Genomic DNA, 16095 nt, shown 5'->3' with positions numbered 1-16095 from the left:
AGTGGAAGAGATTTGGAATTCCCGCAGGAAAGCTTTGATGGGAGACCGGCTCCCATCACCCATCATCCGGAGCGGACATGGACAACGCCTCTCGTCCCGTGGATCCTCACGCGTCTCCTTGGCATCTTCTAGGCGCTTTGATGCGTCATTGGCGGGAAGAAATCCGACATTTCTCACAACGAGAGGTGGCCGAAAAGGCGTATGTGGACCAAGGGGAGCTGTCCCGCTGGGAGCGCGGTCTCAACTGTCCGCATCCCGGCCATGTCCGAGCCATCGACGACGCCCTTGAGGCCAATGGTCAGCTTGTGGCAATTCGCGCTCTTATCGCAGATTTGGAACGGCAGGCTGGGAGTACTCTCGAAAAGGAACCCTCGATCCGCGACGAGGAGGACGCCATGGAGCGCCGCCGACTTCTACAACTCGCAACGGCCGGAATGGGAGCGCTGGGCGTTTCCGTCGAGCCGGTCCGCCGCCTTCTCGACCTGTCGCTCGGAGAGGGTTTCCGCAGCGTGGAGGACTGGAACCTGGCCTGCGACGACCACCTGCACGCCATGCGCACCCGGCGTTCCGAACAGGTGGCGGCCGATCTCGGCGTCGACCTGTTCACTCTGGGGCGTCAGTTGGAGGCTTCCAGCTTCGCCGAGAAGGCGGGGTTGCGGCGCGCCGCCGCCGTGCTCTCCAACATCCAGGCCAACGTGCTGACCGGCCTGGGCCATCACGGGCCCGCCATCCGCTGGTCGCAGGTGGCCCGTCAGGCGGCCGACGCCTCCGGGGATCGGGAGACGCGCGTGTTGGTCCGCGCGGAGGAGGCGGCAGGCGGGCTCTACGGACAGCGGCCTTTCCAAACGGTCCTGCGCCTGCTCGACGAGGCCGAGCGGCTCACAGGTAAGCCCTCTCTCACCCTGCTGGCCACCCGGGCGAAGGCGTTGGCGCTGTTCGGCAGGCACGACGAGGCGCGCCAGACGCTGAACGCCCTTCGTGATCTGACCGAAAAGGGGGCTTCCGGTGATTTGTTTGGCTTCTGGACGGAAAGCCAGATCCATTTCGCGGAAAGCTGGGTGTATGCCAGCGCGGGAGACGAGGCCAAGGCGGACGCCGCCCGTGAAAACACTCTCAGAATCACCGGAAGCCATCAATACCAGACGAATGTCAGGCTCCACGAAGGGTTGTGTGCGGTCGTCAACGGAGGGGTGGACGAGGGAATGCGGCGCGCCGCAGCAGTGATCGACTCCCTGCCTGCTTCCCGTCGCGACACCTACATCATCGAAACCGGACAAATGGTGCTGCGTGCTGTACCCCTCGAACAGCGGGATCGTCCCGCCGTCAACGAGTTCCGCGAGGTGCTGGCCGCCGGAGCCGTGTAGGCGTCGAGACTCGTCCGCTGTCCGTAGGCCGTAGGCGAAGGGGTATTAGCCGACATATCCAATTTGATGGGGATCTTTACTAAAGGGCGGATTGAAAATAATCTTGTCGCCGGAGTTGTCGTGTTCCGTCGACCGCGCTGGAGTCCGTCGCCCCCATGGCTCACCCGTACCCCACGCCTTCGCCGCTGCCGACGCCTTCGCCGGTCCCCAAACCGTCCCCCGCAACCCAGCAGCCCGACACCCCTCCGCAACAGGTCGCCGCCAAGCCCTCACCCACCTCCCAACCGCCCCCACCCCAACCTCCCACCCAGCCCAAGGGCGTGAACGGTGAGTACTCCGGCATCGACCCCGCCTCGATGGACGACTTCGAGCGAGCCCTCGGCCGGGCGCAGGACACCCTCGGCAGGAACGAGCCACAGATCCGCACCACCCTGCAGAAGCTCGACCTGGACACCTCCGGACTCAACGTCCTGCGCGAGGTCCAGAACTGGATCGGGACCGCCCGCCCCGACCTACGCCGCCGCAGCGAGACGATCCGCACCGAGCGCACCGAGTGGGGAGCCTCTGCCACCGTCCCGGCAGGCCTGACCGCCTTCGACGAGACCCTGTACGGCAAGGCCGCCCACGACCCCGACGTCTACGCCGCGACCGCCAAGCTGGCCAAGGCCGCCGAGGACGGCAAGATCGATGAGAAGACCGTGGCGGAGCTGGAGAAACGGACGGGGAACGCGACGTTCGCGGTGGCGCTGATGAACACGCTGGGGGCGACGAAGTTTCGCGAGGTCATGGCGGCGGCCGTGAAAGAAGGAGGCGGCAAGAAGGCGGAACGGCTTCAGGTCGCCCTCGGTAAGACACTGGGTACGGCAAGCTCGAAACTGAGCAACGCCTGGCGCGACGAACTCACGTCCAAGCCTGCCCTGGGGTGGGCGGGCACGGAGTACCGCGCGGTCGCGCTGGCACTCAAACACGGCACGATCGCCTCACCCTTCCTCCTGGGGGTCGCCAGGAAGCTCGACGCCTGGGATCGCGCGTCAGTCCCCGCGGGCATCGACTCGAACGTCATGATTCCTCTTCTGGAGGCGCTCGGCCGAAACCCCGCTGCGGCGCAGGATTTCTTCGCGGGCGACCCCACGACGATGGAGCGTTTCCTGGTCGACTGGGACACGACCGATGGCGGCGAGGCCCTGGGCAAGGCGCTGGAAGCCGCGATGCTCACCTTCCGCGACCACGAGGGCTCACCACAGAACCCGTCACGCGGTTATCTGTCGGCGAAGCTGGCCTCGGAGTTCGTGCACCTGAGAGCTAAGCAGATCAAGGCGGGCGACTCCATCGAAACAATCCTGAAGCCCGCAACCGTCGGCCGCATCCTCGCCGGCTACATCAGCGACGTCGACCGCGTCGCCCAGGAAGCTGCCGATGCTCTTGTGCCTGCAGCGCGAGGTGACGACAACCCCAGTGCGCGCGGACGTGATGTCTGGGGAGCGGAGTTCAAAAGAGAAGAACTTCGAGCAGTTATGAAAGAGGCTTTCTTGGACGACAAGGCGTTCGCCTCTGTTCTGGCCGCCCAGACAGCCTTCAGCGGTTGGCTTCTGGATTATGGTGCTGAGCAGATGTCCAAGAGCGGGGAAAGCAGCACGCTCAAGACCAATGCGCTACGCGCTGGAGCGGGTTTCGGAATGATCACCGATGCGGCGGGGCTGACGAAGATCGAGCAGGGGAAGAAAATGGATGAGGCTCAGGCGCGGAATATGAAGATCCTCACGGGGGTGATCAATACCGCGCTTGCCGTACCGCAGACAGGAACCTGGCCCATTACAGCTGGCGTTGTGGGCGCGTGGACGGGCATGCTCGAAGATTCGTTCAAAGGGAAAGCGGAGTCTGATGCCGCTGATGTGGCCAACGCCGCTGTTGATAACTCTGTGGTCATCATGGAGAGGATCACCGCTCAGGCCATGCTGAATCACGGCGTGTTCGGCTTGGCCGACCCTGCTGATCCAGCTCACCCTTGGGCTTCGCTGGAGGGGCTTCGGAAGGGAGACGATCCTCGTGACAGCCCCAAGAACTTCCTTAAAGACGACGGCAAAACTCTCATGTCCAATGAGGAGATGTTCGACAAAAGTCTTTCTAGTAATGAAGAGAAGAATCTCAGGTTCAACGCGTATCAACGGTGGCTGCATGAAGGGCCCTCGAAAGATTTGTTGCAGGAGGTTGAAGGGCGTATGAGAGACGGCTTCGAACATGCTTTTGTTAAAAACCGATGACGGCAAGAGGAGTGTCCGCTTTGATGGCGGCGATGGTGCTCTTTTCTTTGACGGCCTGCGGAGAAGGGGAGGTTAAGGCTGATCGTAGTCCGTTGCCTACCTCTGCCGCTCCTCCTTACATATGTAATTATGTTCCATTGAAGGCTGTTGGGCTGATGATTGGGGATAGGGAGCCGCTGGTTCGCGGATCTTTCAATCTTGCGTTAGACGAAGGAATTGGATATGGAACATGCACGGTCTACCGAAGGGGTGGGGAGCAGTTAAAGGCGCTGCAGATAGGCCTTACTTCGGGAGGTTACTCCGAGAAAGTCGATGAGCAGGTCAAAGACGGCGCTTCGCCGCTGCCGAAAATAGTTCCTGGAGCCATTGGGTATTATTTCAAGGATGTGGACAGTGAGAATAACGCCGCATATGCTCTTCTCGTGCGCGGTAAGGCTCAAATCACTGTGCAACTTGAGATGGGTGTCAAGGGGCGTGACAACGCCGCCGACGTGCTCGCGCTGATGCAGTTGATCGCGCCGAAGCTGATCACCGATGTCAGTGCCCCGTCTGAGAGCCCGAGTGCCATCTCATCGACCAAGGCAGCGTCTCCCTCCCCGGTGAAGGATTGATCGGAGCATGGCGGACCTGGTGCCCAATCCGCTCTATGCCGCGATGGAAGACGCCCTGCGGACGGTCGAGCCGCTGGTGCAGGAGATCGAGAGGGGTGTCGAGACGCCATTTCAGGCTTTTCATTCCGGCACGGTGTGGTCGGGGCCTGCGGCGAAGCGTTTTGACGAGCAGTTCGTCCACCATCGGACGCGGCTCCGTGGCTCGGCGGACAAGATCTTGTCCGACCTGCGCCAGACACTGGCCCGCACACCGCGTCAGGTGACCGAGGAGGAGGCCAAGGTGATCAGGAAGAGGTACGGCCTGCCCTGACCGGGAGACCACCGAAGGAGCCGGGAGACCGCCGGGGGAGGCAGGTTCGCTGTGATGGTTCGTCGCCTCGGGTTTATGGGTTGTCGGCGGGTGTTTCGAATGTCTACGCTGCCCTGACGCGAGAGTCGCACTCCGCCGAGGCAAGGGAGGATGAGGCCATGGTCAGCCCCACGCTTCATCGTCATGCCCTTGTCCGGGTCGCGCGAGCCTAGAGGCGCGGCCCGGGTCGTTCGAACGACCAGGAGTGTCGCGTGTCTTCTTCTTTTTCCTTCTCCCTTGCCGGTACGGATCTGATCACTGACCGCCTCGTGCTGCGGCCGTGGTCCGATGACGAGATCGCCGCCGTTGTCGACGGCGGCCGGTTGGCGCACTGGGCCGACGACTTCCCCGCCGAGGGGGACCGTGTCATCGCCGGGTTCGTCGCCGAGCAGCCGGACGCCCGCAACGAGTACGGCCAGCGCCAGGTCGTCGAGCGGGAGAGCGGCCTGGTGGTCGGCGCTGTCGGCCTGTTCTGGCCGCCCGCCGAGGAGGCCCTGGAGTTCGGGTACGGCATCGTGCCGTCCCGGCGGGGACGCGGCTATGCCCCTGAGGCCGCCCGGGCGATCGTCGCCTTCGCCTTCACCGCACCCGGTGTGCACGAGGTGTACGCGAACGTGGAGTTGTCCAACCCGGCCTCGGTCCGCGTGCTGGAGAAGGCCAGGCTGCGTCGCCGGAACGGTGACGGGCAGGTGGTCCGGTTCGACGCCGTGAGGCCGGACACGAGGCCGGACGAGGCGTCGGACCTGTCCCGGCGGTGATTCCGTGAGGGCGGCAGCGGTGTGTCAGGCCGCTGTCGCCCTCGCCCGACCTGCGGTTCGCCGTGCCTTCCGCCGTACGACCCGATGGCCTGTGTCGCGGCTGGACGGGTTCACCGGGTCGCTCGCCGCTCATCGGCGCCGATCAGGTCGATGTCGCCGCTCGCCGTACCGGCGCCGTGGAGGAGCCCCGAGAGAGAGGCGGTGAGAGAGGCGGTGGGGTGCGCGTTCGGGTGGTGTGGGGGGTGTCGGCGGGAGGCCTTCAGGGTGGTGTGGGGGGTGTCGGCGGGAGGCCTTCAGGGTGGTGTGGGGGGTGTCGGCGGGAGGCCTTCAGGGTGGTGCGGAGGGTGTTGGCGGGAGGCCTTCGGGGTGATGAGGAGGGTCTTGGCGGGAGGCGTTCGGGGTGGTGCGGAGGGGGTGTTCAGGGGATCGCCATGTGGGGGTTCGGGAAGGGGCGGCGAGGGGTGGGGAGGCTCGCGAAGGGGCGGTGAGGGTGGGGAGGTAGGGGGAGGGGCGGGGTGACGTGGGAGAAGGGGGTGGGCGGGAATGGGGTGATCGCTCCGGGGTAGCCGGTGGCGTCATGAGTGACGTTGAGACGGGGACGGTGACCACGAAGGTCCCCGCGAGGTTGGACCGGTTGCCATGGTCACGATGGCACTGGATGATCATCATCGGCCTCGGAACCGTGTGGATCCTCGACGGCCTCGAAGTGACGATCATCGGTAACCTCTCCGCCCAGCTCGCCAAGCCGGGCAGCGGCCTGGAGATCACCCAGACCCAGGTGGCCGGTACGGCGGCGGCCCTCTACGTGGCCGGAGCCTGTCTCGGGGCGCTGTTCTTCGGCTGGCTCACCGACAGGTTCGGCCGCAAGAAGCTGTTCATCATCACGATGATCGTCTACCTGATCGCCACCGCCGCGACCGCGTTGTCGTTCTCCGCGTGGTGGTTCTTCCTGTTCCGGTTCCTGACCGGGTTCGGCATCGGCGGCGAGTACGCGGCGATCAACTCGGCCATCGACGAGCTCATCCCGAGCCGTCACCGTGGCCGCATCGACATCGTCATCAACGGCAGCTACTGGCTCGGGGCGGCGGGCGGCGCCCTGCTGACCGTGCCGCTGCTGAACAGTTTCGCGGTGAACGTGGGCTGGCGCATCGCGTTCGGTCTCGGCGTGGTGCTCGGCCTGGGCATCCTGCTCGTCCGGCGGCACGTGCCGGAGAGCCCGCGCTGGCTGTTCATTCACGGCCGTGACCAGGAGGCGGAGAAACTGGTCGACGACATCGAGGGGCGGATCGAGCAGGAGAAGGACGTCCGGCTCGAGGAGCCCTCGCAGTCGATGACCATCCATCAGCGCCAGTCGATCGGCTTCGGACGGATCGCGCACACCATGGTCGCCCGCTACCCCAAGCGCACGATCCTCGGCTTCTCACTCTTCATCGGGCAGGCGTTCCTCTACAACGCCATCACCTTCGGGTACGCCCAGATCCTGTCGACCTTCTTCAAGGTCGACACGAACACCGGCTACTTCTTCGCCGTCATCGCGATCGGCAACTTCCTCGGTCCCCTGCTGCTCGGGCACCTGTTCGACACCGTCGGCCGCGTGCCCATGATCTCCGCCACCTACATCGGTTCGGGGTTGCTGCTGCTCGGTACGGCCTGGCTGTTCAACCAGGGCGTGTTGACCGCCTTCACGCTGACCGCCTGCTGGTGCGTGGTGCTCTTCTTCGCCTCGGCGGGAGCGAGCGCGGCCTACCTGACCGTCAGTGAGATCTTCCCGATGGAGACGCGGGCCATGGCCATCGCGTTCTTCTACGCGATCGGCACCTTCGTCGGCGGCATCGCGGGCCCGCTGGTCTTCGCCAACCTCGTGGAGAGCGGCAGGCCCGGAGACACAGCGCTGGCCTTCTGCATCGGCGCGGTTCTCATGATCGCCGCAGGCCTGGTCGAGGTGTTCCTCGGCGTCAAGGCGGAGGGCAAGAGCCTGGAGGACATCGCGGAACCGCTGAGCGCCACCCCGGCGAGTGCCGCTTCGACGAGTGCCGCTCCGGCCACGTAGGGCCCGTTGACGCCGGCGGTGCTCAGGGTCGTGCTCAGGGGCGCGGTCAGGAGGCCGTCGCCGCTGAGGCCGGGGGCGCGATCAGGGATGTGATGGTCAGACGCGCCACGGGTTCGACCCGTGGCGCGCCCCCGGCGGACGGCGACGGCGGATCAGGGAGGATGACGGCGGATGGCGGAGAAAGACGGTGGTCAAGGCGTGTTGTGGATGCGCCGCCTGGGTGTCGGGAGCGCTCGGGGGACGCATGTTCCATAACTTTGGGTACACAACATTCCATAACCCAAGCCGGAGAACTTGATATGATAGTGATTATCATTTGAGCATCTGTTCAGGAGTTCGCCCATGGATGTCGCCACCGCTCTCGACATACGCACTCCCATGGACCCTGACGAGGCCGGGGCGGCGGTGACACAGGATCGGCTCGTCACCCCGCAGGAGGCCACCCAGCTCGCCGAGCTGTTCCGGCTGCTGGGCGATCCGACCCGGGCCCAGCTCCTGTACGCCCTGCTCGAGGCGGGTGAGCTCTGCGTCTACGACCTCACGGAGACGGTCGAGGTCAGCGACACGGCGGTGTCGCACGCGCTCAGACTGCTGCGGACCGCAGGCATCGTGTCCAGTCGCAGGGCGGGGCGGATGATCTACTATCGCCTCGCCGACGTCCACGTCCGGATGCTGCTCGACCTCAGTCGCGAGCACCTGCGGCACGGCTGACCGGCGGCGCGACCTCAGCCGCCGGTTTGAACGTACGGCGGTACGCCATCGGCGAGACGCCGATGGCCGTCTGCAGATGCTGCCGCAGTGAGGCGGCGGTGCCGAATCCGGCCTCGATGGCGACGCCGTCCACGGGGAGGTCGCTGGTCTCCAGAAGGCGACGGGCGAGCTCGACCCGCTGCAGGATGAGCCACTGGCCAGGACTGACGCCCACCTCGTCGCGGAAGCGGCGGGTGAAGGTGCGGCGGCTCATCCGGGCGTGGGCGGCCAGCTCGGTGAGGGGAAGCGGCAGGTTGAGGCGCTCCAGCGCCCAGGCCCTGGTCGCGGCGGTGGTCGCCGTGGACTGCTCGGGGATCGGGCGTTCGATGAACTGGGCCTGCCCTCCGTCTCGCCACGGCGGGACGACGCAGCGCCTGGCCACACTGTTGGCCACCTCGCTGCCGTGGTCGCGGCGGACGATGTGCAGGCAGAGGTCGATCCCGGCGGCCACGCCCGCCGAGGTGAGCACGTCTCCGTCGTCGACGAACAACACGTCGGGATTGAGCTTGACCTGGGGAAACAGCTTCTGGAACAGATCCGTTCTGCTCCAGTGCGTGGTCGCGGGACGGCCGTCGAGCAGTCCGGCCGCCGCGAGCACGTAGGCGGCGGTGCAGATCGAGACCAGGCGGGTGCCCGGCCTGATGTGGGCGAACGCCTCCGCCAGCGGCTGCGGAAGCCGTCCCTCCCGGTAGATCGGGCCGAGCTTGTGGGTCGCGGGAATCACCACGGTGTCCGCCGTGGCCAGGGCCTCGGCTCCGTGATCGACCGAGATCGAGAAATCGGCCTCGGTGCTGACGGGGCCGCCGTCCACGGTGCAGGTGACGACCTCGTACAGGTGCTCGCCGGCCGGTCCCTTCGCCATTGCGAAGATTCGGGAGGGGATGCCGAGCTCGAACGGGATGACACCGTCCAGGGCGAGTACGACGACTCTGTGCATGACCTGATCCTTGCACATGATGAGTTCAGGCCAACTCTGGCTGGGTGATTCTTTGCGCGCGATGTCATGGCTGTCCCCGGTCGTGGGGGTACCTATCGCCATGTGATCAAGTATTTGGCGGGGACGATCGTTCTCTCCTTCGGCGTTCTGGGATTCGCGGCTCCGCCGCCGACCGACAGGCAGCTTCGTCCAGGCGACTACGCCAAGCCCGTCGAGCGACTGCAGCGCAGGCTGCAGAAGCTGAACTTCCTGCCGGGGCTGGTGAACGGCTACTACGGCATGGAGACTCAGGCCGCCGTCTGGGCCTTCCAGAAGTCGCAGGGCCTCATGCCCGAGGACAAAGTCGACCGGAAGACCTGGCGGGCTCTCGCGCACCCGCGCGCACTGCCGCCGCTCGTTCCCTCGGGAGGGGACCGGCGGGTGGAGATCGACCTGGACCGCCAGCTTCTCACCGTCTACCAGAACCAGCGTCCAGCGCTGATCTCCTACGTCTTCACCGGTGACGGACCGTACTTCTGCCGGTACGGCCGCAGCTCGACGGCGATCACCCCGGAGGGCGACTTCGGCGTCGCCGAGCGTGCTCCGCTCTCCGGCGGAGACCCGTTGGCGTCGATGTACGAGACGTTCTCCTTCGAACGCGACTCCTGGCCGGTTCTCGGTGACGACGCCAAAGGCGGCGTGCAAGGCGGTGCGCAGGCCGGTGTGGGCGAAGGCACGCAGGTCGGTGTGCGTGGAGGCGCGCTGAGCGGCGTCGAGGCGCGTCTCCCTGTCAAGCCGGTGCGTTGGCTGAAGGAGGGAGTCCCCGTCTTCCCTTCGGCGCGCCCCACCGCTTCCACCGCTCCTTCCGCCGTGCGCCCCCCTTCTTCCACGCGCCCTGCCTCTTCCGTGCGTCCTGCTCTCTCCGCACGCCCCCCTTCTTCCGTGCGCCCTTCTCTTTCCGCGCGTCCTGTTCCTTCCGTGCGTCCTGTCCCTTCCCTCACCGTTCGTCCCACTGGTTCCTCCACGGCGCGCCCCACCGTCTCTCCCGTGGTCCGTCCCACTGCCTCTCCCGTAGGCAGGCCCGCGAGCTCTGCCGCGCCCGCGGCCCAGGCCCCGGCTCCGGCGGACACCTCCACGTCCGGGTGCGTCCGGGTTCCCTCACATGTCGCCGAGCGGCTCTTCCAGCTGGTGCGGGTGGGCGATCCGGTCCATGTCCGGCATGACGTCCGAGATCCGGTGTGACGTCCGAGGTCCGACGTGACCTCTGAGATCCGGTGTGACGTCTGAGAGGTTCGGCGTGACAGGCGCGCGTGCCGGTTCACGTGCGCATGACGGTGGCCAGCGGCAGTCTGAGGACCAGCCGGGCGCCGGGGCCGTTCGCACTGTCGGTGGCGTACAGGATGCCCCGGTGCGCCGAGGCGATGTCCCTGGCGATGGGCAGGCCGAGGCCGGTCCCTCCGGCGTCGCGACTGCGCGCGGAGTCCAGGCGGGTGAACCGCTGGAAGATCCGCTCACGTTCCTCGGTCGGGATGCCGAGCCCGTCGTCGGAGATCTCCACGACGGCGTCGTTGCCCTCCCTGTCGACACGGATCGCGACCTTGTTCGCCGCGTGCCGGTCGGCGTTGGCCAGGAGGTTGGTCAGCAGCCGGCACAGCTGGAGCCTGTCGCCTCTGACCATCACGTCGGGGGTGAGGTGCGTGCGGATCTCGTGTCGGGAGGGGCGTCGTCCCACCTCGCCTGCGACGAGCTCGGCGAGGTCGATCGGCTCGTCCTCCGTGCTCACCCCCGCGTCGAGGCGGGCGAGCAGAAGAAGGTCGTTCACGATGGCCTGGAGGCGATCCGCGTCGTCCAGCACCGACCGTATCGTCGCGACCGGATCCTCGGCCTCGGGATCGACGAGCGCCAGTTCGAGCTTGGTGCGCAGTCCGGTCAGCGGGGTGCGCAGCTCGTGCGAGGCGTCGGCGGCGAAACGGCGCTGATGCTCCACCGCCCTCTCCAGGCGTTCGAGGGTCGCGTTGATGGTCCTGGTGAGCTCGGACATCTCGTTCTCTTCGTCGCTCACGGGCATCCGGCGGCTGAGGTCGGAGGCGGTTATCTCGGACATCTCCCTGCGGATCTGTTCCACCGGCTCCAGGGTCCGGCCGACCGCCCGCCAGGTGCCCCAGCCGAGCAGGGCGAGGATCGCGACGGAGAAGCCGACCAGGCCGATCTCCAGGGAGTGACCGGTGAGCAACGGGGGTTCGGGCGTCGCCGCGTAGACCATGACGTCGCCGAAGGAGGACGCGCTGTCCTGTAGGCCCACGATGATGAAGCACGACTGCTCGTCTCCGGGGACGGCCGTGCAGGATCTGGTCACCACCCGGGGGTCGTCCTCGGCAGGCCACACGTCGCTGAGCGCGGGCCGTCCCTGCATCATCGGGCTGGCCGCGGCGACCCGGCCGTCGCGGGTGACGACCTGCAGGCGGCTGACCTGCTGGGTGGGGAGGAGGTCGCTGTGCAACCTGCGGTTGATCTCATAGGCCTGCCGGGCGGCCTGGGACAAGGTGTGGACGGTCTGCTCCTGGACCCTGGTGCGCACGGCCAGTGACGTCGCGAACGAGCCGATTCCCAGCACCACCGCGAAGATCATGACTGTGGTGAGCGTCGCTCGGGCCTGGATCGAGCGAGGCCCTTGCCATGAGACCACCGTTCCCCCCGAAAGACCCTTCACCTCTTTATAGAGCGCGTGTCCTCATCGGTAAGCAAAGGTGGAATAAGCTCTTATGTCCTTTTAGTTTGACGTGTCGCCTCAGTCGGACAGGGCGATCGAGCCCAGCTCGCCGCGCGAGGCGACTCCGAGCTTGGGATACGCCTTGTAGAGGTGGTGGCCGACCGTGCGCGGGCTGAGGAACAGCTGGGCGGCGATGTCCCGGTTCGACAGTCCCTGTGCGGCCAGCCGTACGATCTGCAGCTCCTGCGGGGTGAGCAGGGCCAGCGCGCCGGGGGCCGCCGTCACCGGAGCGGCTGATCCCGTGGCGTTCAGCTCGGCACGCGCGCGTCCCGCCCACGGCGCGGCCTCGAGTCGCTCGAAGGTCTCCAGCGCGGCGCGCAGGTGGGCGCGGGCGTCAGCCTTCCTCCTGGTACGGCGCAGCCACTCCCCGTAGAGCAGCTCGGTCCTGGCCCGTTCGAAGGGCCGCCCGTCCAGTCGCAGCGCCTCGACGAAGTGCTCCTCCGACTCTTCGAGCAGGGCCCGGCAGCGCAGCACCAGGGCCGCCGCCCACGGCCGCCGCGTGCCGTCGGCCCACTTCCGGTAGTGGGCGAAGGCTTCGGCCGCGCGTTCGGGGGAGCCGAGCCGTACCGCGGCCTCCACCAGGTCGGGCACGCAGCGCGTCTCGGAGATCTGGTATCCGCCCGCCATCGGTTCGAGGCGGGACAGCGCGGCCTCGATTCGTCCGTGCCCGAGGTCGAGGACGCCCAGCGCCCACGTCGTCCACCCGCTTCCCGCGAAGCCCTCGGCGAGCGCCTCGTCCACGAGTTCTCGGCAGCGCTCCTCGTCGCCCTCGACCGCGGCGAGGTAGGCGAGGAAGGCGCTCATCTGCCCGGCCCACTGCAGCTGCCCGGTGTCCCGTGCGATGCGCAGGCCTTCCGTGGCGGTGGCCAGCGCGTCGCGGTGACGTCCGCCGAACAGCTCGGTCTCCGCGAGGAAGAACAACAGCGTCGGCAGCACCCCGACGCTGCCCAGCGTCCTGGCCTCGGCCAGCAGCGACCTGGCGGTCTCGTGGACCTCCTCGTCCTGCCCGGCCGCCAGCCCGACCCCGCAGGCCTGGACCAGGTCACGCGGGCTGTCCGCACCCGCCCTCCTGGCCTCGGCGATCACCTCCGTCAGCGACGGCGGCGTCTGGGCGTTCGAGGAGGACGTCCGTGCCGGTGGGGGCGTCCCCTGGTTCCGCTGGTTCCGCGACAGCGTCGTCGTGACGAACGCGACGACCGGCGTCAGCGGATCCTCGGCGGGCAGGGACAGCGCGCCGAGCCTGGCGACGGCGCGCTCGAGCTCGGGCGCGCCGAGGTACCAGGCGCTGTGCAGCGCCTGCAGAAGCATGCGCGCCGCCCGGGGGGCGCTCGCGGTCTCCGCCCCGTCGAGCAGCGCCTCGCAGGCGGCGTGTGGCGCGCCCTGAAGGAAGTCGGCCGTCGCGCGGACATGCGTCAGCCGAGCACCGAGCGCCGCCCGCTCGTCGCCGTCGCCGGTCAGCTCTCCGCCGTCATCCGCCTGTCCCCCCGCCCTTCCGGCGAGCTGTCCCCCCGCCTTTTCGACGAGCTGTTCCCCTGCCTTTCCGGCGAGCTGTCCCCCCGTCTTTCCGGCGAGCGCGGCGAGTCGCCTGGCGCCCTGTTCGGCGAGCGCCCCCGCCCGGTCCAGCTCGCCGGCCCACGCCGCCGTCTCGGCCGCCAGCGTCAGTCGTCGCGCCTGGCTCTCCGGGCGAGCGCTGAGCCGGGCCGCCCGTTCGTAGGCGGTGGCCGCCGCGGCGTAACCGCTGCGGTCGCTCGCCCGCGCCGCGGTGCGTTCCAGCTCGGCGGCGACCTCCTCGTCGGGCCCGGTCGCGGCCATGGCCAGATGCCAGGCGCGCCGGTCGGCCTCGTCCTGCCCCTCCAGCGCGTCGGCCAGCGCCCTGTGCACGGCCAGGCGGAGGCTGGGCGGGATCCCCTGGTAGACGGCCGCCCTGACCAGAGGGTGCCGGAAGGTCACCGTCCCCGCGTCGACCCTGACCAGGTCCGCGCTCTCCGCGGGGTGGAGGTCCTCGAGGAAGTCCCCGAACCCGGCCGCCGCCCGCAGCACGACCCCCAGGTCGCCGGTGTCCTCGGCCGAGGCCACGGCCAGCAGTCCCTGGGTGGCTTCTGGAAGCCGTCTCACCTGCCCGAGGAAGGCCTCCTGGACCCGGCTGGTGAGCGGCAGCGCCGTACCGTCGCCGGGGGCGGCCGTCGGCAGCTCGATCAGGGCGAGCGGGTTGCCCCGCGCCTCGGCCAGCACGCGGTAGCGCACGACGGGGTCGACGCCGGGGCCGAGAAGCGCGGAGGCCGCCGTGGCGTCGAGCCCCTTCACCGGCAGCTCGGCGACGCCCTGCGCGGTGAACGGCTCGCGCGCGGCGAGGATCAGCGCGACCCCTTCGGCGTCCAGCCGCCGCGCCGCGAACAGCAGCGCGTCGGTCGAGGCCCGGTCGAGCCACTGGGCGTCGTCGACCAGCACCAGCAACGGGCCGTCCTCGGCGAGTTCGGACAGCAGGGAGAGCACCGCGAGACCGACCAGCAACCGGTCGCCCGCCTGCGCCGACGCCAGTCCGAAGGCGGCCCGCAGGGCCCGCTCCTGCTGCTCCGGCAGGGCGCTCACCCGGTCGAGCACGGGGCGCAGCAGCAGGTGGAGCCCGGCGAACGGCAGCTCCGCCTCCGACTCGACGCCGGTGCCGCGGATCACCCGCATGTCCCCCGCGGCGGCGTAGTCCAGCAGCGCCGTCTTGCCGATGCCCGGCTCGCCTCGTACGAGCAGGGCGCCGCTGCGGCCCGCGCGGGCCTCCGACAGCAGGCGATCGATCACGGCCTGTTCGGCGGTCCGCCCGTGCAACATGCCTCGAACCCTACTCAACCCCGACGATCAGGTGCCCGCGCAGGAGTCGTGGGTGGCGTCGAACCCCTTCAGGCTGTCGACGTCGTCCTGCTTCAGCGGCTTGAGGCCCTGCCAGTCGTCGCCGACGGTCAGGATGAGCCTGGGCGTGACCGCCCGCTGGACGAGCCTGCCCGAGGACTTGAGTACGTCGCGGGAGAGGGTGGGCGCTCCGGGAGCGCCCTTCGGGGAGTAGGCGATCGTGGTCTTCGGGTACGGCTTGTGCGGCGCGTCGCCGATCTTGGCGATGTGGTAGCCCCGCTCCTCGAGCTGCACGGCCACCAGCGAGCCGAGCCCGCTGCGTGCCGTCCCGTTTCGCACCTCGACCTGGATCTTCGACCTGGGCACCTTGGACTGGCCGCCCTTGACCCCGGAGCCGGCGACCGCGATGTCCCTGGCGACGATCTGGAAGAGCTTCCTGCTCTGCGGCTGGACCCACTCGACCCGCCCCGGGTAGGTGACGGAGTATCTCCACGGGGTGGTGATGAAGTGGATCTGCCCGGCGGCCAGCCCCTCGGCGCTGGTGGCCAGGTCCTTCATGACTCCCGGGGTGAGCCCGGGGTCGGTGGTGACCGACTTGGTGGCCGCGTCGAGGAAACCGAAGAGCTTGGTCGGGTCGGTGAGCGTCTCGCCGCTCATCACCTTCTTGACCATCGAGGCGATGAACATCTGCTGGCGCTGGATGCGTCCGATGTCCGAGCCGTCGCCCAGGCTGTAGCGCGCCCTGACGTAGCCCAGCGCCTGCTCGCCCTTGAGCGTCTGCTTGCCCGCGGGCAGGGTGAGCAGGGCCTTCTTGTCGTTGATCGGCTCCGGAACGCAGACCTCGACCCCGCCGACCGCGTCGACCATGCCCTTGAAGCCGGTGAAGTCGACTTTCACGAAGTGGTCGATGTGGATGCCGGTGAGCGCCTCGACAGTCTTCCAGGTGCAGGCGATCCCGCCCGAGTTGAACGACTCGTTGATCATGCCCAGGTGCGCCTGCTGGCCCGCCAGCCCCTGCCTGGCCCGGCACTCGGGCAACTGGACCATCGAGTCCCTGGGGAAGCTGACGACCATGGCGTTGTCCCGCTTCGGCGAGATGTGCGCGAGCATGATCGTGTCGGTCCGCTCGCCGGGGAACCTGCCGTACTTGGCGTTCTTGCCGCCGCGCTGGTCCGACCCGACGACCAGGACGTTCAGCGCCTTGGTCGCGACCTTGACGGGGCGGGCGCCCAGGTCCTCCGTGGGCACGTCGATGTGCTTGACGTTCCCGCTCAGCTTGAAGTACGCGCCCGTCACCGTGGCCGCCACCAGGAGGACGACGATGGTCACCGCGGACACGAGCCACCACAGCCATCTACGGCGCCGCCGGGGTCGGGCCTGGCCCTCCGGCTTCGCAGGCGCCTCGGTCAACCCGCTACTCACGTG

General features: G+C 68.0%; 12 protein-coding genes. 8 read left to right on the top strand and 4 right to left on the bottom strand.

Annotated elements, in window-relative coordinates:
- The first annotated feature begins 77 nt into the window (after positions 1-77).
- The 7 genes from PKF00_RS01040 to PKF00_RS01010 all read left to right on the top strand — a co-directional run bounded on the left by PKF00_RS01040 (position 78) and on the right by PKF00_RS01010 (position 8104).
- Positions 78-1364: a helix-turn-helix domain-containing protein gene (locus PKF00_RS01040; RefSeq protein ID WP_309298360.1), complete on the top strand. Its 1287-nt coding sequence runs from the start codon at positions 78-80 to the stop codon at positions 1362-1364.
- Positions 1365-1684: 320 nt separating this feature from the next.
- Entirely contained in the window at positions 1685-3625 is a 1941-nt protein-coding gene (locus PKF00_RS01035) for a hypothetical protein (protein WP_271215400.1), read from the top strand.
- A 23-nt stretch (positions 3626-3648) separates the two neighbouring features.
- Positions 3649-4236 (top strand): hypothetical protein, encoded by a 588-nt coding sequence (locus PKF00_RS01030; protein WP_271215399.1) that lies wholly within the window; start codon positions 3649-3651, stop codon positions 4234-4236.
- Between the two features lie 7 nt (positions 4237-4243).
- Complete coding sequence (locus PKF00_RS01025) at positions 4244-4546, top strand: hypothetical protein (protein ID WP_271215398.1); 303 nt, start codon at positions 4244-4246, stop codon at positions 4544-4546.
- Positions 4547-4797: 251 nt separating this feature from the next.
- Positions 4798-5343 (top strand): GNAT family N-acetyltransferase, encoded by a 546-nt coding sequence (locus PKF00_RS01020; protein ID WP_271215397.1) that lies wholly within the window; start codon positions 4798-4800, stop codon positions 5341-5343.
- A 577-nt stretch (positions 5344-5920) separates the two neighbouring features.
- Positions 5921-7393 carry an MFS transporter gene (locus PKF00_RS01015; RefSeq protein WP_271215396.1) on the top strand — a complete coding sequence of 491 codons (1473 nt, stop codon included), beginning with the start codon at positions 5921-5923 and terminating at the stop codon, positions 7391-7393.
- Between the two features lie 342 nt (positions 7394-7735).
- On the top strand, positions 7736-8104 hold the full coding sequence (locus PKF00_RS01010) for an ArsR/SmtB family transcription factor (protein WP_271215395.1): 369 nt from the start codon (positions 7736-7738) through the stop codon (positions 8102-8104).
- On the opposite strand, the gene PKF00_RS01005 is transcribed toward PKF00_RS01010, so the two are convergent.
- Positions 8076-9080, bottom strand: coding sequence for a GlxA family transcriptional regulator (locus PKF00_RS01005; protein ID WP_271215394.1), 1005 nt, complete (start codon positions 9078-9080; stop codon positions 8076-8078). The two genes, PKF00_RS01010 and PKF00_RS01005, sit on opposite strands and share 29 nt — an antisense overlap.
- 102 nt (positions 9081-9182) lie before the next feature.
- Between PKF00_RS01005 and PKF00_RS01000 the strand changes: the two genes are divergently transcribed.
- Complete coding sequence (locus PKF00_RS01000; protein ID WP_271215393.1) at positions 9183-10301, top strand: peptidoglycan-binding protein; 1119 nt, start codon at positions 9183-9185, stop codon at positions 10299-10301.
- A gap of 76 nt (positions 10302-10377) precedes the next feature.
- Here the strand turns inward: PKF00_RS01000 and PKF00_RS00995 are convergent, their stop codons facing one another.
- The 3 genes from PKF00_RS00995 to PKF00_RS00985 all read right to left on the bottom strand — a co-directional run bounded on the left by PKF00_RS00995 (position 10378) and on the right by PKF00_RS00985 (position 15999).
- Positions 10378-11688 carry a sensor histidine kinase gene (locus PKF00_RS00995; protein WP_271215392.1) on the bottom strand — a complete coding sequence of 437 codons (1311 nt, stop codon included), beginning with the start codon at positions 11686-11688 and terminating at the stop codon, positions 10378-10380.
- A 159-nt stretch (positions 11689-11847) separates the two neighbouring features.
- Entirely contained in the window at positions 11848-14652 is a 2805-nt protein-coding gene (locus PKF00_RS00990) for a helix-turn-helix transcriptional regulator (RefSeq protein WP_271215391.1), read from the bottom strand.
- Positions 14653-14679: 27 nt separating this feature from the next.
- The gene (locus PKF00_RS00985) at positions 14680-15999 is read right to left on the bottom strand and encodes an LCP family protein (protein WP_271215390.1); all 1320 of its coding nucleotides are present in this window, start codon (positions 15997-15999) and stop codon (positions 14680-14682) included.
- Positions 16000-16095 lie beyond the last annotated feature (96 nt).

The organism is Streptosporangium carneum (assembly GCF_027922005.1).
GTDB classification, from domain to species: domain Bacteria; phylum Actinomycetota; class Actinomycetes; order Streptosporangiales; family Streptosporangiaceae; genus Streptosporangium; species Streptosporangium carneum.
Note: the sequence above shows the minus strand (reverse complement) of the source record. Positions and strands in the feature narration are given on the sequence as shown.

Coding starts and splice junctions, on each gene's coding strand:
- PKF00_RS01010 (WP_271215395.1), top strand. CDS start 7,736: ATGGATGTCGCCACCGCTCTCGACATACGCACTCCCATGGACCCTGAC.
- PKF00_RS00990 (WP_271215391.1), bottom strand. CDS start 14,652: ATGTTGCACGGGCGGACCGCCGAACAGGCCGTGATCGATCGCCTGCTG.
- PKF00_RS01005 (WP_271215394.1), bottom strand. CDS start 9,080: ATGCACAGAGTCGTCGTACTCGCCCTGGACGGTGTCATCCCGTTCGAG.
- PKF00_RS01015 (WP_271215396.1), top strand. CDS start 5,921: ATGAGTGACGTTGAGACGGGGACGGTGACCACGAAGGTCCCCGCGAGG.
- PKF00_RS01030 (WP_271215399.1), top strand. CDS start 3,649: ATGGCGGCGATGGTGCTCTTTTCTTTGACGGCCTGCGGAGAAGGGGAG.
- PKF00_RS01040 (WP_309298360.1), top strand. CDS start 78: ATGGACAACGCCTCTCGTCCCGTGGATCCTCACGCGTCTCCTTGGCAT.
- PKF00_RS01025 (WP_271215398.1), top strand. CDS start 4,244: ATGGCGGACCTGGTGCCCAATCCGCTCTATGCCGCGATGGAAGACGCC.
- PKF00_RS00995 (WP_271215392.1), bottom strand. CDS start 11,688: ATGATCTTCGCGGTGGTGCTGGGAATCGGCTCGTTCGCGACGTCACTG.